Origin of the sequence: Paenibacillus sp. FSL R7-0297 (genome assembly GCF_038009025.1) — a bacterium.
Classification (GTDB): domain Bacteria; phylum Bacillota; class Bacilli; order Paenibacillales; family Paenibacillaceae; genus Paenibacillus_AQ.
Map to the genome: position 1 here is coordinate 7374857 of NZ_JBBPAQ010000001.1, position 21423 is coordinate 7396279.

At 53.1% G+C, this 21423-nt stretch carries 22 protein-coding genes; 16 read left to right on the top strand and 6 right to left on the bottom strand.

Annotated elements, in window-relative coordinates; genetic code table 11:
* Nucleotides 1-271 precede the first annotated feature (271 nt).
* The 3 genes from MKZ24_RS31980 to MKZ24_RS31990 form a co-directional block, all read right to left on the bottom strand.
* Nucleotides 272-526: a cold-shock protein gene (locus MKZ24_RS31980; RefSeq protein ID WP_340789856.1), complete on the bottom strand. Its 255-nt coding sequence runs from the start codon at nt 524-526 to the stop codon at nt 272-274.
* 217 nt (nt 527-743) lie between these two features.
* Nucleotides 744-1145: a hypothetical protein gene (locus MKZ24_RS31985; RefSeq protein ID WP_340789857.1), complete on the bottom strand. Its 402-nt coding sequence runs from the start codon at nt 1143-1145 to the stop codon at nt 744-746.
* A 321-nt stretch (nt 1146-1466) separates the two neighbouring features.
* Nucleotides 1467-1919: a YhcH/YjgK/YiaL family protein gene (locus MKZ24_RS31990; protein WP_042233057.1), complete on the bottom strand. Its 453-nt coding sequence runs from the start codon at nt 1917-1919 to the stop codon at nt 1467-1469.
* Between the two features lie 145 nt (nt 1920-2064).
* On the opposite strand from MKZ24_RS31990, the gene MKZ24_RS31995 reads away from it, so the two are divergent.
* The gene (locus MKZ24_RS31995; protein ID WP_042233056.1) at nt 2065-2667 is read left to right on the top strand and encodes a hypothetical protein; all 603 of its coding nucleotides are present in this window, start codon (nt 2065-2067) and stop codon (nt 2665-2667) included.
* Between the two features lie 8 nt (nt 2668-2675).
* On the opposite strand, the gene MKZ24_RS32000 is transcribed toward MKZ24_RS31995, so the two are convergent.
* Nucleotides 2676-3140 carry an NAD(+) diphosphatase gene (locus MKZ24_RS32000; RefSeq protein ID WP_340789859.1) on the bottom strand — a complete coding sequence of 155 codons (465 nt, stop codon included), beginning with the start codon at nt 3138-3140 and terminating at the stop codon, nt 2676-2678.
* Between the two features lie 386 nt (nt 3141-3526).
* Here MKZ24_RS32000 and MKZ24_RS32005 point away from each other — a divergent pair, with 386 nt between their 5' ends.
* Nucleotides 3527-4261, top strand: a complete 735-nt coding sequence (locus MKZ24_RS32005; RefSeq protein WP_042233051.1) for a glycerophosphodiester phosphodiesterase — start codon at nt 3527-3529, stop codon at nt 4259-4261.
* A 237-nt stretch (nt 4262-4498) separates the two neighbouring features.
* Here MKZ24_RS32005 and MKZ24_RS32010 read toward each other — a convergent pair whose 3' ends face one another.
* Nucleotides 4499-5350 (bottom strand): GGDEF domain-containing protein, encoded by an 852-nt coding sequence (locus MKZ24_RS32010; protein WP_052416008.1) that lies wholly within the window; start codon nt 5348-5350, stop codon nt 4499-4501.
* A gap of 236 nt (nt 5351-5586) precedes the next feature.
* A complete protein-coding gene (locus tag MKZ24_RS32015; protein WP_331281899.1) occupies nt 5587-6168 on the bottom strand; it encodes a histidine phosphatase family protein in 582 nt (193 codons plus the stop codon).
* Between the two features lie 193 nt (nt 6169-6361).
* Between MKZ24_RS32015 and MKZ24_RS32020 the strand changes: the two genes are divergently transcribed.
* From MKZ24_RS32020 to MKZ24_RS32085, 14 genes are all read left to right on the top strand, one after another.
* A complete protein-coding gene (locus MKZ24_RS32020; protein ID WP_042233049.1) occupies nt 6362-7513 on the top strand; it encodes a phosphodiester glycosidase family protein in 1152 nt (383 codons plus the stop codon).
* A gap of 187 nt (nt 7514-7700) precedes the next feature.
* Entirely contained in the window at nt 7701-9323 is a 1623-nt protein-coding gene (locus MKZ24_RS32025) for a spore germination protein (protein WP_081956386.1), read from the top strand.
* Nucleotides 9320-10423, top strand: a complete 1104-nt coding sequence (locus MKZ24_RS32030) for a GerAB/ArcD/ProY family transporter (protein WP_340789864.1) — start codon at nt 9320-9322, stop codon at nt 10421-10423. Before MKZ24_RS32025 ends, MKZ24_RS32030 begins: the two co-directional genes overlap by 4 nt.
* Nucleotides 10420-11652 carry a Ger(x)C family spore germination protein gene (locus tag MKZ24_RS32035; protein ID WP_340789866.1) on the top strand — a complete coding sequence of 411 codons (1233 nt, stop codon included), beginning with the start codon at nt 10420-10422 and terminating at the stop codon, nt 11650-11652. Before MKZ24_RS32030 ends, MKZ24_RS32035 begins: the two co-directional genes overlap by 4 nt.
* A 12-nt stretch (nt 11653-11664) precedes the next feature.
* Nucleotides 11665-11898 carry a hypothetical protein gene (locus MKZ24_RS32040; protein ID WP_042233044.1) on the top strand — a complete coding sequence of 78 codons (234 nt, stop codon included), beginning with the start codon at nt 11665-11667 and terminating at the stop codon, nt 11896-11898.
* A gap of 9 nt (nt 11899-11907) precedes the next feature.
* Entirely contained in the window at nt 11908-13005 is a 1098-nt protein-coding gene (locus MKZ24_RS32045) for a GerAB/ArcD/ProY family transporter (RefSeq protein WP_042233042.1), read from the top strand.
* A gap of 113 nt (nt 13006-13118) precedes the next feature.
* Nucleotides 13119-14078 carry a helix-turn-helix transcriptional regulator gene (locus MKZ24_RS32050; protein WP_042233040.1) on the top strand — a complete coding sequence of 320 codons (960 nt, stop codon included), beginning with the start codon at nt 13119-13121 and terminating at the stop codon, nt 14076-14078.
* 84 nt (nt 14079-14162) lie between these two features.
* Entirely contained in the window at nt 14163-14621 is a 459-nt protein-coding gene (locus tag MKZ24_RS32055) for an SRPBCC domain-containing protein (protein ID WP_042233038.1), read from the top strand.
* A gap of 295 nt (nt 14622-14916) precedes the next feature.
* Nucleotides 14917-15171, top strand: a complete 255-nt coding sequence (locus MKZ24_RS32060) for a FeoA family protein (RefSeq protein ID WP_042233036.1) — start codon at nt 14917-14919, stop codon at nt 15169-15171.
* Complete coding sequence (locus MKZ24_RS32065) at nt 15168-15899, top strand: FeoB small GTPase domain-containing protein (RefSeq protein ID WP_042233034.1); 732 nt, start codon at nt 15168-15170, stop codon at nt 15897-15899. The genes MKZ24_RS32060 and MKZ24_RS32065 overlap by 4 nt, the downstream gene beginning before the upstream one ends.
* Complete coding sequence (locus MKZ24_RS32070; RefSeq protein WP_042233031.1) at nt 15877-17286, top strand: nucleoside recognition domain-containing protein; 1410 nt, start codon at nt 15877-15879, stop codon at nt 17284-17286. The genes MKZ24_RS32065 and MKZ24_RS32070 overlap by 23 nt, the downstream gene beginning before the upstream one ends.
* A gap of 1035 nt (nt 17287-18321) precedes the next feature.
* A complete protein-coding gene (locus tag MKZ24_RS32075) occupies nt 18322-19167 on the top strand; it encodes an STM4015 family protein (protein WP_042233030.1) in 846 nt (281 codons plus the stop codon).
* Nucleotides 19167-20615: an STM4014 family protein gene (locus MKZ24_RS32080; RefSeq protein WP_042233028.1), complete on the top strand. Its 1449-nt coding sequence runs from the start codon at nt 19167-19169 to the stop codon at nt 20613-20615. Before MKZ24_RS32075 ends, MKZ24_RS32080 begins: the two co-directional genes overlap by 1 nt.
* Nucleotides 20612-21397: an STM4013/SEN3800 family hydrolase gene (locus MKZ24_RS32085; RefSeq protein WP_340789873.1), complete on the top strand. Its 786-nt coding sequence runs from the start codon at nt 20612-20614 to the stop codon at nt 21395-21397. Before MKZ24_RS32080 ends, MKZ24_RS32085 begins: the two co-directional genes overlap by 4 nt.
* The last annotated feature ends 26 nt before the right edge of the window (nt 21398-21423 follow it).

Below are 21423 nucleotides of genomic sequence, written 5' to 3' on the forward strand. Positions count from 1 at the left end.
GTGAAAAACAGAAAGCCCCGATTCTAACTTTCATTGCTTTTCCTTTCAATTACGTAAAATAATAAATAAACAAGTAATTTACCCGCGCTTTTTTCATTTGTTCACCTCATATGGTTTTGTCACTTTGTATAACTGAATTCCGCACGTTTTTGCCTATTAGCACAATAGAGAAAAGAAGAGATGAGAATGCTTTTCTCTTCCTCCATCGTATCCAATCAATTTAATGATGAATTACGAATTCCATACATTCATGAAGGAAGTCTCGATACCTTCAATCCTCTATAATTTGTACATTCTTAGCGGATCTTCGCTGGGAATCTGATATGCCTGGGAATTCGAGCAGATCGAACGCAACTTTCTGTCCCTCTTTAAGAAACCGAAAGCCGTTTTGTAGCCTAACAGGGTCTGGAAGTATTTCACTAAAGTGAACAAAAACATGTTTACCGTCCAACCCATCTAGCATTATCCGTCCGTAACCTTTATCTTCTTTGAACCATTTGACAATACCCCATCGTCTTTCTCCCATTTATGCATCACCTCCGTCACTCTATTAGATATCATGGAGATTAAGTTTTGAGGAATCCTCTGTGCGAGAAACATCAACAGCTCGTCAGCGATTAATAGTGCGTCCAACGTCAAATTGTTCGGAAGGATATTCTTCAATAAAAACAGTGGCAATGGACTTATAAGAAACAGCGGCGAAAAGTCTTGGCCGCTGCTGTTATCATTGAGCGAAAGAAAATTCAATCCATATGAAAAACTATTTCAATACCTGTCGATCTGTTCATAAAGGGATCGCTATATTCCCTGAACATTAATTGAATTCCAGAAATATCATCAGATAACGGAGGAGATACTACATAGTTATAGGAGGAATGTCCTGATGTACTTCCACCATTAGTCAGTCGACAGTCGTATTTTTCTCCTAAATACAAATCAAAATGACTGTGTATATGCGTATTTGGTGAAAGGTCAGTTGTCATGTCCCAATCTATGCTAAAAGTTATTACGCTTGCATAGCTATATTGTCGTAAAGAGATTATAGAATAAAAATGTTCATCTTTTTCAATTGATTTAAGGACTGGGATATGTTTTCTGAATCCAGATGGTTCAACCATAGGTTTAAAATGTTCTTCACTTCTCAAAGTTCCGAATACCGACTTCAAAAAGTCTTCGTAGAGTTCGTATTTAGCAACGCACAAATTTGCTCATCAATATTAAAAATCCGTTCATCATAATGCTCGGTTGGACGTTCAAATGGCATGCGTTTCATCATTGTCCTCCTTATGGCGTTTCTTTATATCAACGCCACCTATATATTAACATATAATGGAATATAAAGACTGATACTTTCTCTCGTCTATCTCCTCTTGTTTGCTCGCTTCTTATGAGTTCTTGCAGCTTAACCAGAAACGGCTATACCGGACCCTGAGGGTCAGCATAGCCGTTTCTGGTTGTCCAATGGACTATAGCTTAATCTTCAAAACTACCTTCCGCACCGCCTCGGGCTTATCTGCTTCAATCCCTGTCATATGTCCGTCCTGCGGATAACACACGACAAGAGCACCTGGTCCTGCAGTTACCGTAGATTCTACTGCACCGGTGAAGAAGATTGCATCCTTCTCTGCGCTGTAGTCATCTCTCACATCAAGCTGCTCAACAGCAGCATAGCCGATCCGCTCTGTACCTTCCAGAATATAGTGCAGATCCAGATTCACGCGGTGCGCTTCCCAGAAGCATTCTCCGGCATCCTTGGTCTGATATTCGTTGATGAAATAGAACATCTCATCATTGACCTCATGGCGTCCGGCCGCTTGCCCGGTGAAATCGGTATCGCGCAGAAACTGCAGCCCCCTCTGGACCTTCTCTCCGTATGCAGCCTCATCTTTGAGCAAATGGCTAAGTGTATCAATAATCATGCCTGGAATCCCCCTGAAATCTCTGAATTATTCCCCGCCTTGCAGAATACCCAAATAATATATGATCCCGGCAGGCCAGGTCTATGTATTTGTTCATGTACTCTCCGCATATCTATTAAATAGTTACCTTTTAGGAGGCGGTTCAGTGCTTATTATTCTGATGTACATGTTTGCTGTACTTGGCGTTTCACTCCTGCTGTCAGCTGCGGTGCTTCAGTTCATACGTTGCCATCCCCAAGCACCCGGCGGGAAAGAGACCATCCATGCTCTGTCCGCATTCAATCTTAAGTTCCCCCAGCGGTTCATCACACCTGATGAATCCCATATGATCGCCTTGGATGAGGCCGGCCAGACTATGGCCATCGGTCTGCTGCATCCCGGCAGACAGGAGCCGGCGACAGCCACCATCTACACGTTCGATACCATTCTGGGAGCGGAGATCGTCGAGAATGCCTTAACGCTCAGCAAAGTCAGCAAAACCAGCCGGATTACGACCAGTGTGCCGAGAATCCGCCCAAGTGTAGCCGCCGCCCCCGGGTTCGCAGAAGCTGTCCAAGCCAGAAACAATGCCGAAGAGATCAACGAGCTGACGCTAAAAATCTATTTTAACAACGCGGACACGCCTGTCGTATCTATTCCCTTCCTGCCCAGGCTGCTACCGGCCCGAAAAACAGATCTTCAGTACTCCGCAGCCTTTCTGGAGGCGCAGCAGGTGCACGAAAGAATCCGCAATATCGTCTCGGCCTGAAACCATGCTTAGCGTGAGACTGCAGTGAAGCTATCAAGGGTCCGCCCTTGTCTAAGCTTATCCATGATTGTCAGCAGGAAGCTCTCCGCGAGACTGCCCTTCAGTATGGCGTCCGCAGCTTCATCCAGCGTAAACCATGCTGCATGATCCAGCTCAGCGCTCACCCTACTTAAGTCCTCCGTGTCAGCCACACTGATGAAATTAAGCATCAGCGTATTGGAAGGGGCGAAATACTGGCTGCGCATATATTCATAAGCGATGATCTCAAGCCCTGCTTCTTCCTGCACTTCGCGGATCAGCGCTGCCTCGGCGTTCTCCCCTTTATTCACGTAACCGGCCAGCAGGATATAATCCTTGCGGTTATACTGCTGGATGAGCAGGATTCTATCCAGCCCCCTGTTCAGCACCGCTGTACTCATCGCCGTGCTGAACACCGGGAACCGGAACGCAGCACAGGATTCACAGTATGGCACCTCCCCTTCTCCGTTACATTCCTTCAGGACCAGTCGGCTTCCACATTCGAGACAAAACTTCAAGTGTATCGCTTCTTTCTGTTATGGGTATAGTTCAGACTTATTCTAAGCGATTGCTGAAGAACACACCAGCCGTAATTCAATACCGCACATAGAACGCTTCCCGGCAAAAAAAGCCCGCTCTCCAGTAAGACGCTATCGCCGGAGAGTTAATCCTTCATTTTATTGGCTTCTGCCGGTGCAATGGTAATTTCCAAGTTTCCAAGAAATCACACCCTTTTCGCTGCTTGCGGACAGGGTTTCTTCATGTTATGTGGAATACACTACAAGGGGGCCCGTCTGGCACGGGCATCATCACAACCAAGAGACGGAGGGAATTACAGTACATGAACATCATTAATTTCGCGCATCGCGGCGCATCGGCAGTCGCCCCGGAGAATACAATGGCGGCATTCCGCAAGGGTCTTGAGCTTGGCGCAACCGGCATTGAAACAGACGTGCAGATGACGAGTGACGGAGCAATAGTAATCATCCATGATGAGAATCTTAGCCGCACCACTACAGGCAGCGGATATGTGAAGGATAAGACGCTTCGTGAAGTGCTGGAGGTCGATGCAGGCTCCTGGTTCAGTCCTGAGTTCACTGGAGAGCGGATTCCGACACTTGACGAGTTGCTGGATCTGCTTCAGGGGCGTGAGACAGTACTTAATATTGAGCTGAAGAACGGCACGTTCCTATATCCCGGTATGGAGGAAAAGGTAATAGCCGCTGTACGGGAGCAGGGCATGAGTGAGCGGGTAGTCATCTCCAGCTTCAACCACTACTCCCTTGCTTATTGCAAGTCGCTGGCACCGGAGATCCGCACCGGCATTCTGTATGGCGAAGGCTTATACCGTCCCTGGGATTATGCGGCTACGCTTCAGGCGGATGCGCTGCATGCCCATTTCTCTTCCGTTCTGCCGGAGTTCGTCACCGATGCAGCGGAGAGCGGGATCGTCTATCATCCCTGGACTGTCAATGATCCCGAACGGATGACCTATCTGATTGAGGCCGGAGTAGCCGGCATCATTACGGACCACCCGGATGTCCTTGCCGGTCTGCTGGCAGCAAAGGGATTATAGTATTGGCATAAAGGCCGGGTTGGCTGCCGCTTCCGGATCATGAGCTGTCTGAAGCACTCAGGCAGCAGCCGTACCAAACAGAAACGGATACCGTCCTCTAAGGGATGGTATCCGTTTCTGCGTAAAGCTACAATGTCTCACACCTGGCTCATACCAGATTCATTGCAGCCTCGGCAACAATTGTAGATTAGCCGATTTTATGAGCAAAATGTTGTATTTCGGGAAGGATTTCACAAGCTATTGGGCTCTGGAGCTGCTGACCAGCTTCACAGGAGGAAGACTATTCTCCTGCTTATGAACCGCATAACGCCCGCTGCCCAGCTGCTTGGCATTGTACATAGCGGAATCAGCTTCCTGGAGCAGCCGCTTCCGGTCAATTCTGCCTTGGCTCATAGTGATGCCGACGCTCGCAGATACGAACAATTCATGCGTCTCCAATTTGTAATTCCGGGTGATATTCTCCAGAACCTTAAGGGCCAGCTGCTCCGCATCCTTACGGCTGCAGCGTTTGGCGATGATGACGAATTCATCCCCGCCCACCCTGAAGATATGCCGTTTGCCTTTACGGGAAAATTGCTGCAGACTGCCGCCAACGGCTTCAAGCAGCACATCTCCCGCATGATGGCCGAGTGTATCATTGATCGATTTGAAGCGGTTAAGGTCAAGATATAATACCGCAAGCTGTTCGCCTGATTTGCAGTGATCCCAGAAATGATCCATTCCGTTCTTGTTGAGCAGCCCGGTTAAGGTATCCCGGTAGGCCAGTTCTTTCAGCTGCTCGCGCTCTCCGAGGAGCATACGCACACGCAGGAACAGGTACAATATTCCGGCGAGCGTAAGCGCATAGAGTGCCATAGTAATAAACAGATTGCTATCTTCAGCGGTGAACCCCGACAAAGTTCTCTTGCCCAGCAGGTGCATGCTGCCAAGACCGGCACTAATAACTAGTACAACCAGGCTCGTGCGGACCGCGCGGGCTCTTGGGTGACATTTGGAGAAATTCCGCGTCAGCCTGAGGATGCTGTACACCGTTAGCACACCAACGAGAATAGAGAATACAACCAGTATATAATTCCGGGCCTCTTCCAAATTACTCTGCCCTCCTTCTGATAATCCATATGATATATCGCATTTAAGCGCTACTGTACAGGGTTAGTCTGAACATATTCTAAACATATCCGGCAGGTAAGGCCGGGCTTTGCATGAATGCTAAGAATATTATCGGCAAACGCTGCAGGATTTGAGATGGTATGTTCTGGGACATATGGAAGAGAGCCACCCTTTGCGCAGGAGACTCTCTTCTATTCCAGAATCATCCAGACTGTCTATTCGTTCATATGTTCCACGTCATTGTACAGTTCGCAGGTCCAGCCGCCGGCATCTCTGATCAAGCGGGTAATTGATGTATTCTTCAGCACTACACTGAGATCCAGTGAGGGAACAAGTCCAGCCAGCGTACTGCGCAGAATGGCGCCATGACTGACTATGAGGACATTGCGCCCCGGATGGCGGGCGGCAACCTCTTCAACGGCCCGGACACCCCGCTGCTGAGCCAGGTCCCGGCTTTCCAGCTTCATATCCATCGTCTTCCACCCGCTGCCGAACCGCTCGATCCGTTCCTTCTCCGTAGTACCTTCTATTAACCCGCCATTCATTTCCCGAATCCCCGGGATCAGACCAGCCAGCGGAATCCCCAGCCTCCCGGCAATGACCTCCGCTGTCTGTCTGGCCCGCAGCATATCGCTTGAATAGATATAATCCCACGATTCACCGCTGAGACGCTCTGCAAGTACGGCTGCCTGCCGGAAGCCCTCCTCGTCCAGAGGATTATCCGTGTGGCCCTGTATCCGGCCTTCCTGATTCCAGAGTGTGCTGCCGTGCCGAATCAAGCCTATTCTTGTTATCATCGCTTCCCGCCTTTGTGCGAATATCCGTAAGTGATCTCATTATAAACGAACATCCCTCTCTATGCATGTTCCATTGACGGTCAACGGAGCCCGCTATATTATTGTATTTCAAGTGTTTCTTTCTGGAGTCCATTCCAGGGTTCATCCAAAATTGCAGTTATACTGCTACAATCTGAAGGAGATTTCGTTTACTATGAAAAGAATGTCTGTCCTCTTCACCGCTTTCTGTCTGCTCACTGTCCTTCTTGCTCCCCTGCAACCCCGGGCCGCTGCGGCGACATCAGCCAAACTTGCCATCTATGTTGATAAGGAGAACCATTCGTTCATTCCGCTAAGATTCCTGAACGGCTTCGCCGGCATACAGTCTGTAGTAAGCTCTGCTGGAGGCCAGATCCAGGTAACACGTGATGATGTGTCTATTACCTTCACTCCAGGCAAGGCCGGAGCCTCCGTCAACGGCAAGTCCGTTACCCTGGGCGAACGTCCCTTTAGCGGGAATGGCATGACCTATATTCCATTGTCTCTCGTCAGCCAAACGCTTGGCATACAGCTCCAGTGGAATAAAGATTCCGCAGCGCTTACCCTCACGAGCGGCGGGGCAACAGCCACCCTGCCCGTGCAGAACGGCGCCCTGTTCAAGAGCGGTACGCCTGCTGTAGTCAGCGGCAAGCATACCTATAAGGTCGGCGGACGTTCCTTCGCCGTGCAGACCGTTACAGTCTCCCTGCTGCATCCGTCAGTGAAGCTGGATGCCGTCCTTGCCGGAAATACTGTCGGCAAGACAGAGGCGCTCGCCAGCATCGCTAAGCGCAGCAATGCCGCAGCCGCCATCAACGGCACCTTCTTCGATGCCTACACCAAAGGCACCTACTATGCACCTTACGGCTATATTATCAGCGGTGGCAAAATGCTGAAGAACAGCCCCGGCGACAAGCGGACGGTCTTTGCCTATGACGGCAACCTGCTGGCTGAGCTGATCCCAGGCAGCGAATTCATGAACCGCTTCAACGCCGGCTCCATTCAAGGCGCATTGCAGGCAGGCCCGCGGCTGCTGGTGAACGGCAAAATATCCCTCAATGTGCTCGCCGAGGGCTTCAAGGACCCTAAGATACTGACAGGCGGAGGCTCCCGCAGCGCGCTGGGTCTGACCCGCGACCACAAGCTGATTCTGTTGACCTCCGGCGGGGCAACCATCCCCCAGCTGGCGGAAATTATGAAGCAGGCTGGTGCGTACCAGGCGATGAATCTGGATGGCGGCGCCTCAAGCGGCCTCTACTATAACGGCAAATATCTGACCACACCCGGCCGCCTGATCAGCAACGCATTGGTCGTCCAGACCAAATAATATTCGGCTATAAGTATCTATATGGAGGCATTTCTCCCATCCTGAACAGGTTGGAGAAATGCCTTTTTCGCGTTCATAAGCCTGTAATTCAACCACTGACTCCGTAAATCAGGCAGAATAAGGAATCCACCTGCGGGGGATAATACAGCCAAAGAATCCAGAATCCAGCAGAAAGGAGCCCCCGAAGATGCCGCAGAATCAGCAGAAAGGCCGGAAGACAGGCAAAGATCCCGTGGAAACCTCTGTGCCCGCACCGCTCCCGCTGAACGCCTCACTTGAGGTGAATTTGCAGGAAATCGGAAAGCGGATCGGCAGCAGCTCGGATATCGTTATCCGCAACTTCACCAATGAATCCTTAAGCTCCCTTTCCCTTACGTTCATATATATTGACGGTCTGGTGAATGCCGATTCTGTCAACCAGACGGTGCTCCAGCCATTGATGGAGAATGTGACACTGAAAGGAGATACGATTACCGCCGAAGCGGCCTTCAGTATGATCAAGGACCAGATGCTGCCGGTCGGGGGCGTCAAGGAAGGCAAAACGCTGGAAGTTCTGCTGGCTCTGCTTTTTGAAGGCTATACGCTGATTCTGTTCGAAGGACTTCAGGTCGCACTGGCCGCAGACACCTCCGGCTGGGAGAAGAGAAGCATTAACGAGCCGACCTCCCAGGGTGTCATCCGCGGTCCGAAGGAGGGCTTCACGGAAAGTCTGCGCACGGGCACCTCCATGCTGCGCCGCCGGCTCAAAACTACCGATCTGCGGATCGAAGAATATAAAATCGGCCAACGTACCCAGACCGGAATCGCCATCATTTATTTGAAGGGCATCGCCAGTGAACAGGTGCTGACAGAAATCCGCCGCCGGCTTAATGCCATTAATACGGATGCCATTCTGGAGAGCAACTATATTGAAGAATTCATTCAGGACGGTGGCCTGACCCCCTTCCCTACCATTCAGAACACAGAACGTCCCGATGCTGTAGCCGGAGGTATTCTGGAAGGCCAGATCGGGATTATTATTGACGGCACGCCCTTTGCGCTGCTGGCGCCTTCTACCTTCTTCAACTTCTTTCAGTCCAGTGAAGACTACTACCAGCGGTACGATATCTCCTCCTTTCTGCGGCTGATCCGCTACGGGGCTTTCTTTGTGTCGATGCTGCTGCCCGCACTCTATATTGCTGTCACTACCTTTCACCAGGAAATGCTGCCGACCACCCTGCTGATCAGTCTCGCTGCCCAGCGCGAGGGGGTACCGCTGCCCGCGCTGGCGGAAGCGCTGCTCATGGAGCTCACCTTCGATGTGCTGCGCGAAGCCGGGGTACGCATGCCGCGTACCATCGGACCGGCTATCTCCATTGTCGGCGCACTGGTGCTGGGGCAGGCTGCCGTTCAGGCCGGTCTTGTCTCGGCGGCTATGGTTATTGTGGTTTCTTTTACCGCTATCTCGAACTTTGTGATACCGTCACTGGCGATTGCCAACTCCATCCGCCTGATCCGCTTTGTAATGATGTTCATCGCTTCAACGCTCGGCTTGTTCGGCATCATGTCCTTCATGATGGTGCTCCTGATTCATATGGCGGGACTGCGTTCCTTCGGCGTTCCCTATCTGTCTCCGGTAGCGCCGATGATTCCGCGTTATCTGAAGGATATCTTCATCCGCGTCCCGCTATGGAGTATGACCATGCGTCCCAAAACCGATCTGGGCAAAGAAACCCGCAGACAAGGACCCAACCAGAAGCCTCAGCCAGCTGAAGGAGCGAATCAAAAATCTACGGAACAGCCTAAGCCGCAGGGAGAGGATCCAGCTTGAACGGAAAAATCGGCACTACCCAGGCAGCTATGCTCGTTGTCAATACGATTCTGCCGACGGCCACCGTCGTGCTGCCCATCATTATCACGAGCTATGCTGAACAAGACGCACCGCTGTCCATTATTATGTCAACGCTGGCGGGGCTGCTCATCGCGGCCATTGTCGGGACAGTAATCCGCTATAGCAATGGGGCTCCTTTTCTGGACTGGGTTGGGGAGAAAACCTCCCCGGTTATCTCTACCATCCTCGGTCTGCTGATGCTGCAGTTCTACCTGGACACAACAGCAACAATTCTGCGCGAGTTCGTCAATTTCCTCAAGGACAATGTGCTGATCAATACACCAGTAACCGTACTGGTTATCCTCATTCTGTTCATTACCATCTACATGGTAAGACAGGGGATTGAAGCCATCTCCAGAGTGAACAGCCTTGTCATTCTGCTCTATTTATTCTTCACACCGCTGTTTCTGTTCGGATTGTACCATGATCTGAATGTGCATCAATTACTGCCGATGTTCGATCATACGCTGGCTGAATTGACGCTGGCCAGTCTGACGCCGACAGCATGGATGTCCGAAGTCGCTGTACTGTTGTTTCTGGCTCCCTATCTTCAGTATCCATCGAGGGCACGGGTCATTGGCTGGACAGGGCTTCTATTTGTATCTGCTCTGATGTTGCTCACACTAGTCTCGGCTTTAATGGCCTTTGGCCCGCACTTTACAAAGCTGACTGCCTATCCCGGATTTTCGACCGTTAGCATCATACGGATCGGGAGGTTCATTGAGAAGCTGGATATTCTCTTTATCTCCTATTGGGTGCTGTCCATCTATCTGAAATTAGCTATTTTCCTGTTTGTGACGGTAGAGTGCTTCAAGCAGACCTTCCGGGTCAGCAGCAGCCGTCCGTTCATTGGTGCTTTAGGTCTGGTCATTGCGCTGGAATGTCTGTTCACATGGCAAAACCCGGCCAAACTCAACCAGTATAACAAAGAAGGCCGTTTCCTGGTCTTCTTCCTGTTCAACGTACTGGTTCCGCTGGGAGCGGTTCTGCTGTACCGGTTCCAGAAATCGAGATCCAAACGGAAAGGGTGGGAAACATGAATAAACCGGGAAGAACGCTGTGCCTTATACTCATGGTCCCGCTTCTATCCGCGCTTCTCTCCGGCTGCTGGGATAACCGCGAACTGAGCGAGCTCGGCATTACTTCGGGTTCGGCTTATGACTGGGAGAACAACGAGTGGAAGGCCACCTATCAGGTCATCAATCCTTCCTCAGGTTCAAGCGGCATGGGAGGCAGCGGAGGCGGCAGTACAAGTTCTCCGCCATTCCTCACCTTCACGGTAAAAGGCAGGACGATCATGGAAGCCATTGAAAGAAGCAATCTGACCAGCACCCGCGAGATGTTCTTCTCTCATTCACGGATTACCGTCATCGGGGAAAGCCTGGCTAAGCACGGGATTAACCAACTGCTGGACCTGTTCCTGCGCAAGCAGGATGCCAGGGAAACAGTATATATGTTTATTTCCCAGGGAGATGCCGGTGATATTCTGGATCAGCTGATGCAGATGACCAAGAATCAGGGCGCCGGCATCCAGCTTATGATTGAGCAGGAAGCAAAGCTCCTCTCCTATTATCCCGGCACCCGCCTGTATGAGCTGGCCATGGCACTCTCCTCTGAATCCGGCAGTGCGGTATTGCCGGAAATCCGGCTCACCGGACCTAAGATTATGGATGAGACCAGTGAGACCGGAGTTACGGACCTGCCCTCGCGCCTGGAGCTGGGAAGGCTGGGTGTGCTAAAGGGTGAGAAGTTTGTGGGCTGGCTTAACCAGAAACAAGCCTTCGGATTATCTTTTATGACTGACAATATCGAGTCCGCTACTATAGCCTTTGCATCCCAGCCCGCAATAAGCGGCAAGCCGGATGCTTCATTTATTCTCCAGAATTCAACTACTTCCGTGCGTCCGGTCTGGGCCAAGGATCATTATATTATGGATATAAATATCAAAGGCAGCGGTGTGCTCACCGAGCTCGGTAGCGTTATGGATTTGAATGACCGCGCTGCCATCACCGGAATGGAGGAATCCCTCGAACAGCAGGTGACGGAGCTCGTGAATACCTCTTGGGCGGAGATCAAAAAGCTGGGTGCTGACGTCACGGGATTTGCGGTGAGAATTCACCGCAGCGACCGCAAGCACTGGAAGCAGATTGAGAAGGAGAAGAGCTGGGACAGCGTATTTAAGGAGATTGAGATCCGCCCGCATGTCTCGTTCCAGATTGAACGGACAGGCCTCAGCAATAAATCGTTCAAATCCGTCCAGCAGGAGTAAAGGAGCTTCACTATGAAAATAGCCATAACTCTTCTACTCTATGTGATTGCATTCTTATGGGGCTGGACCAAGCTGCGCGGACCAGGCCGCAAGCTGCACCGGCTCTGGTTCGGCTGCATCCTTGGCTATTGCGCCTATATTAATATATGCGGGATTACTGAAACGCCCCATTTCTCGCTGGGTATCTTCTATACGGCGTTCTTCCAGCCTGTAGGCAGAGCCATTATCTATTGGTTAGGAGGCTGATTTCGGACCATGCCCAAGAAAGAACAGGTCACTTCCCTGCAAATCGCGTTCATGATCATGCTGTTTGAAATCGGCAGCACGCCGCTGTTTCTGCTTGGTGGCAAGGCCAAGCAGGATTCCTGGCTGGCGATGTGTACAGGTTCTGCTGCCGGATTCATCCTTCTGCTTCTTCTGATGTGGATCCAGCACCGTTCTCAGGATACAGATCTGATTGGTATGCTTAAATTCCATTTCGGCAAGGTTCCAGGATCATTCATCGGAGGAATCTACAGCTTATATTTCGCCTACCAGTCCATGCGTAATGTCCGTGATCTGGGTGAATTGACGTCAATGACTCTGCTTCCAAGAACGCCAATGTCGATCACGATGATAATCTTTGTACTTCTTGCCCTGTATGCTATCTGGAAGGGGGCTGAGGTTATTTTCAGGCTGCCTGAGGTTCTGCTGCCGGTGATGATCTTCTTTTACATTGTGCTTGTTGTGCTGCTTGGAATAATGGGTTCCATTGATTTCACCCGCCTGGGTCCTGTCTTGGATGGCGGACTGATGCCGGTTGTCAAAGCTGCGCTGCCGGATATCGTCTCGTTCCCCTTCGGGCAGATGATTGTGTTCCTGATGCTGTGGTCTCTATGGGATAAGCCTGGTGTGCCCGTAAAATATACAGTGAACGCCTATCTGCTCATCAGTCTGTTCCTGATCTTCATGAACGCGCTCAATGTGGCGGTTCTCGGTCCGACCATAGCGGGGATCAGCCAGCTGCCTTTTCTCAAAACTGTCCGGACCTTATCGAACCTCAAGTTTGTGGAACGGCTCGATATCCTGGTGACCATCCAGCTCTTCCTGGGGCTGCTGATTAAGATGATGCTCTTCTATTTCTGTTCGGTAAAAGCTATTGCGGAGCTGACCGGCAAACCGGCCAAGTGGTGGGTCTTTCCGGTAGGCGCCGTTATCTATGGAGCTTCCTTTCTGGAGCGCGACTACACACAGCATATTGCCATCGGCCTGGGCCCAAGCCTTAAGCTTGATCCGGTGTTTCAAGTCGCCATCCCGCTGCTGCTGGCTATTTCCATCCTGGTGCACAGCGGGTCTAAGCGATCCACTTCGTAGGCCGGTCCCGGCCTGGCTTCATCACCCGGCGGCTCTGCAGAAGGTTGGCAAAACGGGTTGTTGAAGGTACACTGGCTGTAAGAATCAGTTATCTGCCCAGGAGGAACAAGCCAATGGCCAAAGCCGATTATATGCTGTCTATACTCTGGATGCTGAAGCAGCGCAAAAGAACGGCCGCCGAACTGGCAGACGAGCTTGAGCTGAGCGTCCGCTCGATCTACCGCTACATCGATGCGCTGTGCGCCAGCGGTGTCCCTGTAGAGGCCGATGCCGGGCCGGGCGGCGGCTTCTGGCTGCCGGAGCAATTCAGCACTGCTCCGCTATTCTTCAATGATGGAGAACGGCGGGCACTTGTACAGGCATCTGCCTTTGCCAGGGGGAGCGGCTACCCTTACGTTGATGCGCTCGACGGGGCAATTGCCAAGCTTAAGCGTTACAGCAATGAGGCCCAGCTGTCGCAGATGGAGCGCCATGAGAGCGGACTTGCGATCCTCCACTCCCCTGGAGAGCACCCTTCGCTGCTGCTTGAAGAACTGGAAGTCTGCACTGCGGAGGGTCTCTCTCTTCAGATGGAATACCGCAAGGGGAACGGTACCCCGGCGTCCTCCCGGTGCATCGACCCTTATGGTCTGGTGATGTGGAAGGGCCAGTGGTATCTCTCCGGCTTCTGCCATCTGCGCCAGGATATCCGCAACTTCCGGGTGGACCGGATCATCGGACTGCAGCGGACAGGGGCAGCCTTCCTTCGTCCTGACGGATTCTCGGCACGAGATTTCTTATTGCAGAGGCTGCTTCCTGCAACGGAGGAGGACTCTGAGTTAACCGCTGTGGTCATCGAAGCGGCCGAAGCCACCCTGAACGATCTGTGCAGTCACTGGCTATTCGGGCATACGCTGGAGCGGCGCAGCACGGGAAGTGCCCGGTTTCTGCTGAATCAGGCTGCCTTACACAGCTACGCCCCTTATTTCCTGTTGCCTTACGGCAAATCGCTGGCCATTGTGGAACCCGCGTCCCTCAAGCACAAGCTGTCCAGGGTTGCTGCGGATCTTGCCGAACATTATAAGGACTCTTAATCTCCTGAAGGATCACTGACCGCAGTTGTCAGTGATCCTTGTGTATATTGTTCATGAATCCAATAATGCCAGGAGGAACAGGGAATGAGAGAATTGAAGTATGACTTCTATATCGGTGCTGCCGTGGCAGAAGTATGGGAGGTTCTAGTCTCCCCGGAGAAGGTCCGGCAAATCTATTACGGAAGTGTAATCCGCTCCAGTTTTGTTGTGGGTGAGCAGCTGGAGTATGTAGGCCCGGGGGCAGCCGGGGAAGAGACGGTACATGTCTACGGCACTCTGCTCGAATATGTTCCGCAGCAGACGCTGCGCTATACCCATAGGACCGGCCCCGCTTACCTCACGAATAGAGAGAATTATGAGTCTGTCATCTCCTGGAAGCTGGAGCCAGCGGGCGGCTGTACCAGGCTGACACTGGTTCATGGAGACTGGCATCCGGATGATCCTTCCTACGATGCCAGCAACAGTTCATGGTGGCAGATTCTCTGCAATACGAAGACGCTGGCAGAAACCGGCCGCACACTGGATTTCGGCAGCCAGGAGTAGCAGCAGACAGCCTCCGCCTATGTTCAAACAATCGTCACCACAGAATAGACGCTTCTAATTTATTACTCTTCCGTATCCCTGCTATAAAGAGGCCTGTGCCGCTTTTATAGCAGGGATTATTTTTTCTTTCCCTAGGGAAACATTCTTGTTGCAAGGACAAATTTATTCACATATACTATTATTGTGGCAGGCTGCAATAATCTATGCCGCGTGCACAATACACTATATAAATGCATACTCCATACTTATGGCTATATATTCATTCATTCCATTTCATACGAAAGAAGGAGATCTTATGGCTGAAGCCGTTATTCCATTGTCAGAGGCTGTGAACGGCAGTACGCTGCGCATCAGCGGCATTGAAGTTCAAGGTGTGCTGCGGAGAAGACTGCTTGATCTGGGATTCGTCGTCGGGAATAGCGTAGAAGTGCTGCGGCGCAGCCCGCTGGGAGATCCTACGGCATTCCGGGTAAGCAATACGACGATTGCCCTGCGCCGGGAAGAGAGCTCTTTAATCTACGGGCAATTAATGGGAGGCGGTGAAGGATGAGCCAGTACACGGTCGCTTTTGCAGGCAATCCCAACACGGGTAAGAGCACGCTGTTCAATCTGCTGACCGGCATGCGCCAGCATACCGGCAACTGGGCAGGCAAAACCGTAGTCACCGCCGAAGGCGGGTTCTACCACAAGAACCACACGTACCTGGCTGTGGATCTTCCGGGCACCTACTCGCTCTACTCCAACTCCGCCGATGAAGAGGCTGCGAGGGACTATATTATTTTTGAACAGCCGGATGTAACGCTAGTGGTCCTGGATGCTACCTCGCTGGAACGCAATCTTAACCTTGCCCTGCAGGTACTGGAGATCACCGGCCGTGCCGTGGTCTGCATCAATCTGATTGATGAAGCCCGCCGGCTTGGAATTGATATCAATCTGAAGCGGATCTCCAAGAGGCTCGGCGTTCCCGTAACCGCTATTTCTGCCCGTAACAAAATCGGTATTGAAGCGCTGCTTGATCAAATCGAGCGCGTGGCCACGGGTGCATTCAAGGCAGAGCCGCTGAAAATCACCTACAGCACCGACATTGAGCAAGGCATTGCCGAGCTGATTCCTATGGTTGAGCAGACCATCGGTTCGAGATACCCCGCCCGCTGGATTGCCCTCCGGCTGCTGGATGGTGATCACAGCCTGCTTACTTCACTCAAAGCCCGCATGGGCCGCAAGGATATTCCCGTAAGCGAGGAGGTGGTCGGCCATGGAATCACCGCATGCCATTAACGGTCACGACCCGGTGGATTCTCTGCTCGCGGCCGCTAAGAAGCTGGCTGATCAAGGGGGAATCCGCGATGAGATTGTCAGCGGGATCTACGGCGTATCCGCCGCCATCTGCAGCGATGCAGTCACTTACCAAGATAAGAAGAAGCTTGGCAGCACCTATAAACTGGATAATATCGTTACCTCCAAGCTCTGGGGCTTCCCCATCATGCTTGCCGGTCTCGGCCTGGTATTCTGGATTACGATTGCCGGGGCCAACTATCCTTCAAGCTGGCTTGCCTCCCTCTTCAGCTGGATCGAGGGCTATCTGACTGCAGGATTCACCGCTCTTCATGCGCCGGCCTGGCTGCATGGCGTCCTTGTGCTCGGATTGTACCGCGGAACCTCATGGGTCATCAGTGTCATGCTGCCGCCGATGATGATTTTCTTCCCGGTGTTTGCGCTGCTGGAGAATTTCGGGTATCTGCCCCGGGTAGCCTTTAACATGGACCGCCTGTTCAAGAAATCCGGCGGCCACGGCAAGCAGGCCTTAACGATGTCGATGGGCTTCGGCTGCAATGCTGCCGCCATTCTCTCGACCCGCATTATTGAATCGCCCCGTGAACGGATGCTGGCTATTCTGACCAACAACTTCGTGCCCTGCAACGGCCGCTGGCCCACACTTATCCTGCTCTCCTCCATGTTCATGGTCGGAGCCGCTACAACCGGAATGCTGCGCACCTTCTCCACGGCTCTGGTACTGATGGGCATCGTGCTGGTCGGCATTACCGTAACTCTGAGTGTATCCTGGGTCATGTCCAGAACAGCGCTGCGCGGTGTGCCTACCCATTACACGCTGGAGCTTCCGCCATACCGCCGCCCGCAGATCTGGAAGACAATCATCCGCTCCTCCAAAGAGAAATCGCTTAATGTGCTGACCCGTGCTATCGTCGTAGCCGCACCGGCCGGCATTATCACCTGGATTCTCGGCAATGTGTTTGTCGGCGGGGAGAGCGTGCTTAACCATATGGCTGCATTCTTTGATCCTTTTGCCCAACTGCTCGGCATGGACGGCTTCATTATTATGGCCTTCATCCTGGGGCTCCCGGCCAATGAGATTGTGCTGCCCATCCTGCTCATGGGCTACATGTCCTCGGGTGCCATGGTCGATATTGAAGGTCTTGGCAGCATCAAGGATATCTTCCTGAGCCACGGCTGGACCTGGCTGACTGCACTGAATATGATGTTGTTCTCCCTGCTGCATTATCCTTGCGGCACCACGCTGGTGAACATCTACAAGGAGACCAAAAGCATGAAGTGGGCGGTGCTCTCCGCCGTCATTCCGCTCGGCATCGCCATCGCGGTAACCTTCCTGGTTGCAGCCGCTGCCCGGCTGTTCGGCTGGGTATGATGGCACGCCGCTGGCCCGTCTCTCTGCCGCTTTAGGGCGGGGGGAGCGGGATGTTGGGGCGGACGTTGGGGCCGGACGATGAAGCGGGACGCCCGGGCTAGGCGATGGAGTGGAGCGTCGGGGCCGGACGGAATGCCAGGGAGAAAATGTGCGGGCGGTGCTGCATTAGGCTGCGATTCCACTGCCATGCATTATACGCCGCTTGGTGCATTATCGGGGGGGCTGGTGATTCGGGGGCTTCACGGTACTTTCGGGGCTTGCTGCCCCTCCTCCCCTTCCTCTTCAAAATCCTGCATGAAATACAACATTCCCATCGCGATAAGCGATGAAAATCGAAATTGTTGTAAAAACTCCCATGACGCCTCAAAAATACAGGATTTCCCTTGTTTTCATTGAATTTATGTTAAAATTCTTGCATTTTCTACAATAATTCTCTTTAATGGCCCGGTACCGCTACTCAAAGTTGTAATTTGTGCAACATTTGAATCAGTTCATCTTATTATCAGCGATGGGAAGGCTGCTAATTAGGAGTAGCGTTACATACAGGCTGCATAACTTCATTTCGCGTACACAAAAGCCTAAAATTACTCTGGATCAAAAACTCCATAAATTTGCGAAAATCATCCAAGCCACTCTCCAGCTAATCTCATATTATTCTCCAGCTACTCTACAAGCACCTCTACTACTGCTCTACTCCTACTCCACACGTACTCTTCAACTACACTCCATGCTACTCTACAAGCAACTCTATTACCGCTCTACTCCTACTCTAAAACCGCTCTCCAGCCACTCTCTGCTATACCACATACTACTCAACAAGCACCTTTACTACTGCTATACTCCCACTCTACATCTGCTCTCCAGCTACTCTCCAGCTACTCTCCAGCCTCCCTCATCCTACTCTAATGTCCCTCCTACCCTACCGCTCCAGCTGCTGCCGATCCCTCCCGTGACCCTCCGTCTTGGCTATTTGACTCCCCTTCTGCTTAATGTTAGGGTGATTTGGAAGCCATAATTTTCCGGGAGGGAATGTTCATGACAGCAGTGAAGCTCAGTATCGATTACGATGCATTTGAAGAAGGTAAGCGGATAGAGACGGAGATTGAACAATTGAGCAAAAGCCCCGAAGCCGCTGGAGTAAGCAGTCTGACGATTGGGGATTGGGGGCAAGCCTACGAGAACAGCTCGGAGGATGCCGTCCAGGCGCTGGTGAAGCACAGTGCAAGTTTCCCTGCGTTGCGCAAGCTTTTTATTGGGGAAATGGGGTATGAGGAATGTGAAATTTCGTGGATTACCCAAACGGACCTCTCTCCACTGCTTCCCGCTTATCCGGAGCTGCAGTCATTGACTGCGCAGGGCGGCACGGACTTGCGGCTGAGCCAACTGCAGCATGAGAAGCTCGAGGAACTGATTATTATAACAGGCGGACTCGGTAAAAATGTCCTGGCCGATATCGCCGCCGCCAATCTGCCTAATCTGCAAAAGCTGGAATTATATCTAGGCGTGGACAACTACGGCTTTGACGGCGGTCTGGAAGACCTGTATCCGCTGATCGAACCCGGAAAGTTCCCCAAGCTTACCTATCTGGGACTCAAAAACAGTGAAATCCAGGATGAAATCGCTGCAGCCTTAGCCGATGCACCTATTCTGGATCAGCTCGAGACGCTCGACCTGTCACTCGGAACCCTTAGCGATACCGGCGCCGAGGCGCTGCTCGCCAGCGGGAAGATCAAAGGACTAAAGCTGCTCAACTTGAGCCATCATTATATGTCTGACGGAATGATTCAGCGCTGGAAGAACAGCGGACTGCCTGCCGATGTCAGCGACCAGCAGAAAAGCGACGACGAGGATGACTGGCGTTATCCGTCGATCACCGAGTGATGCCACCCGTAGAGCCGCTGATTGTGTTCTGCAATCCCGGCGACAGGCGCTCGGAAGGCATCCAGCAGGCGCGAAGCCGCCTCGGCATGCCTCCGGCAGTCCTGATTCCGTACGCTGGGCTGTTGCAGGGCCAGCCGCTGGCTGATTTGCTGGAGCAGACGGGGTATAGGCTGGACATGCTACCGGTGCGGGAGCAGCCGCTGGGCGGAGTGTCCGGGCAGGCGGGGCAGCGGGTTGATGCAATGCAGGTACTGGATGCATTGCAGGGACAAGCAAAGGTGAATTCACCGGCACCGGACAGATTGCCGGAGCTAACAGAGCTGGCTGCCCAAGGCCGCGACATCAGCCGGCTGGCCATGCCGGCCGCATCTGCCCCCGCAGCGCCTGCCCCGGACACGGCCCCGCCGCTGCTGCGGCTGGAGTCGCCGGGCGGCAGCTTCGAAACCGAGCGCGCCTTGATCGCGCTCGGTGCGCCGGATGCGCCGGACGCAGACGACTCGCTGCATCCTTACGGCGGCCAGCCGGACCTCCGTCCGCTGAGCTTCAAGACGGCCGGCGCGCTCAAGGATATGCCCGGCGTGCTGCATCATCCGTCCCAGTGGTTCCGCGGCTACTGCCGGCTGCTGGCCCGGATTCAGCGTGAAGCCGCGCAGCTCCTGCCCTCCGCCCGCTGGACCAACCATCCCGGCGAGATTGCCGCGATGACCGATAAACGCCGGACGCAGCAGATTCTGGCCGCGGCTGGCGTCCCTATTCCCCGGCCGCTCAGGAGCAGCAGCGGACAAGCACCCGTGGACTACGCCTCCCTCCGCGGGCTGATGCTCTCGCAGCGGATGCACCGCGTATTCATCAAGCTGGCCAGCGGCTCAGCCGCATCCGGCGTCATTGCCTATCAGCTCCATCCGGCAACAGGAGCCGAGGTGGCGGTCACTACCATCGGGGTCGAGAGCTATATCACCCGCCCCCCGGTGTATTATAATTCCGGCAAGCTGCGGCGCTATACGGACTCTGCGCTCCTCGCCGGAATCATCAATTGGCTCTACCGCCACGGCGCCTATGCCGAGCAGTGGATTCCGAAGCCCGGCGCGGGCGGGCAATCGTTCGATATCCGCCAGCTGGTTGTTGCCGGTGTGGCCTGCCACTCGGTTGCACGGGTAAGCAGCACACCGATAACGAACCTGCATCTGCGCAGCCGCCGGATGACCCCGGCCGAAGCCGGTCTCACGGAGGACATGCAGGCAGAGGTACGGCATACGGCCGAGCAGTCTCTGGCTGCTTTTCCGCGTTCCTCCGTGGCGGGAATTGATGTACTCTTGGGGAGCACCGGGCGGACGTATACGGCGGATGTGAACCCTTTTGGCGACTTATTGTACGATGTGGAATACCACGGCTGCAGCACCTATGAATGGGAAATGAAACAGCTATCCGGGAGGAACCTGGCCCTATGACCGATATGAATGCCGTTGTCGGCACCCACGATATCTTAATGATTACGCTCGATACGCTGCGCTATGATGCCGCTGTTCTGGAGGAGGCCAATTGTCCCAATCTGTGCGGCAGCGGTTCCTGGGAAAAGCGGCATACACCCGGCAGCTTCACCTATGCGGCCCATCACGCCTTCTTCGGCGGATTCCTGCCCACTCCGGCCACTACGAATAAGGCTGAGCATGTGCGGCTCTTCCATTCCCGGAATACCGGCCTTGCGACGCATCCCCATACCTGGCTGTTCGATACGCCGGATATGGTGTCCGGGCTGGCGGCGGCGGGATATCAGACGGTGTGTATCGGGGGCGTCATCTTTTTCAGCAAAAAGGTTCCCCTCGCCCGTGTCCTGCCCGGTTACTTCCAGCATAGCTACTGGCGGATGACGTTCGGGGTGACGAACCCGCGCTCCACGGAGCATCAGGTAAATCATGCGCTCAAGATACTGAACAATACCGCGCTGGACCAGCGATTGTTTATGTTCATTAATGTCTCGGCGATCCACGGCCCGAATCATATGTTCCTGCCTGGGGCGAAGCGTGATTCTGTGGACAGCCAGCGCGCTGCCCTCCGCTATGCCGACGGTGAACTGGGGCGTCTGTTTGCTGCCTTCCGCGAACGCGGTAACCCTGTGTTCTGCCTGGCGCTCTCCGATCATGGAGAAGCTTACGGTGAAGACGGCTACCAGGGCCACCGGCTGGCGCATGAAACGGTATGGAATGTTCCTTACCGCGAATTTTTTATATAGCTGTACTATCCCGCAAAAGGAAGGAG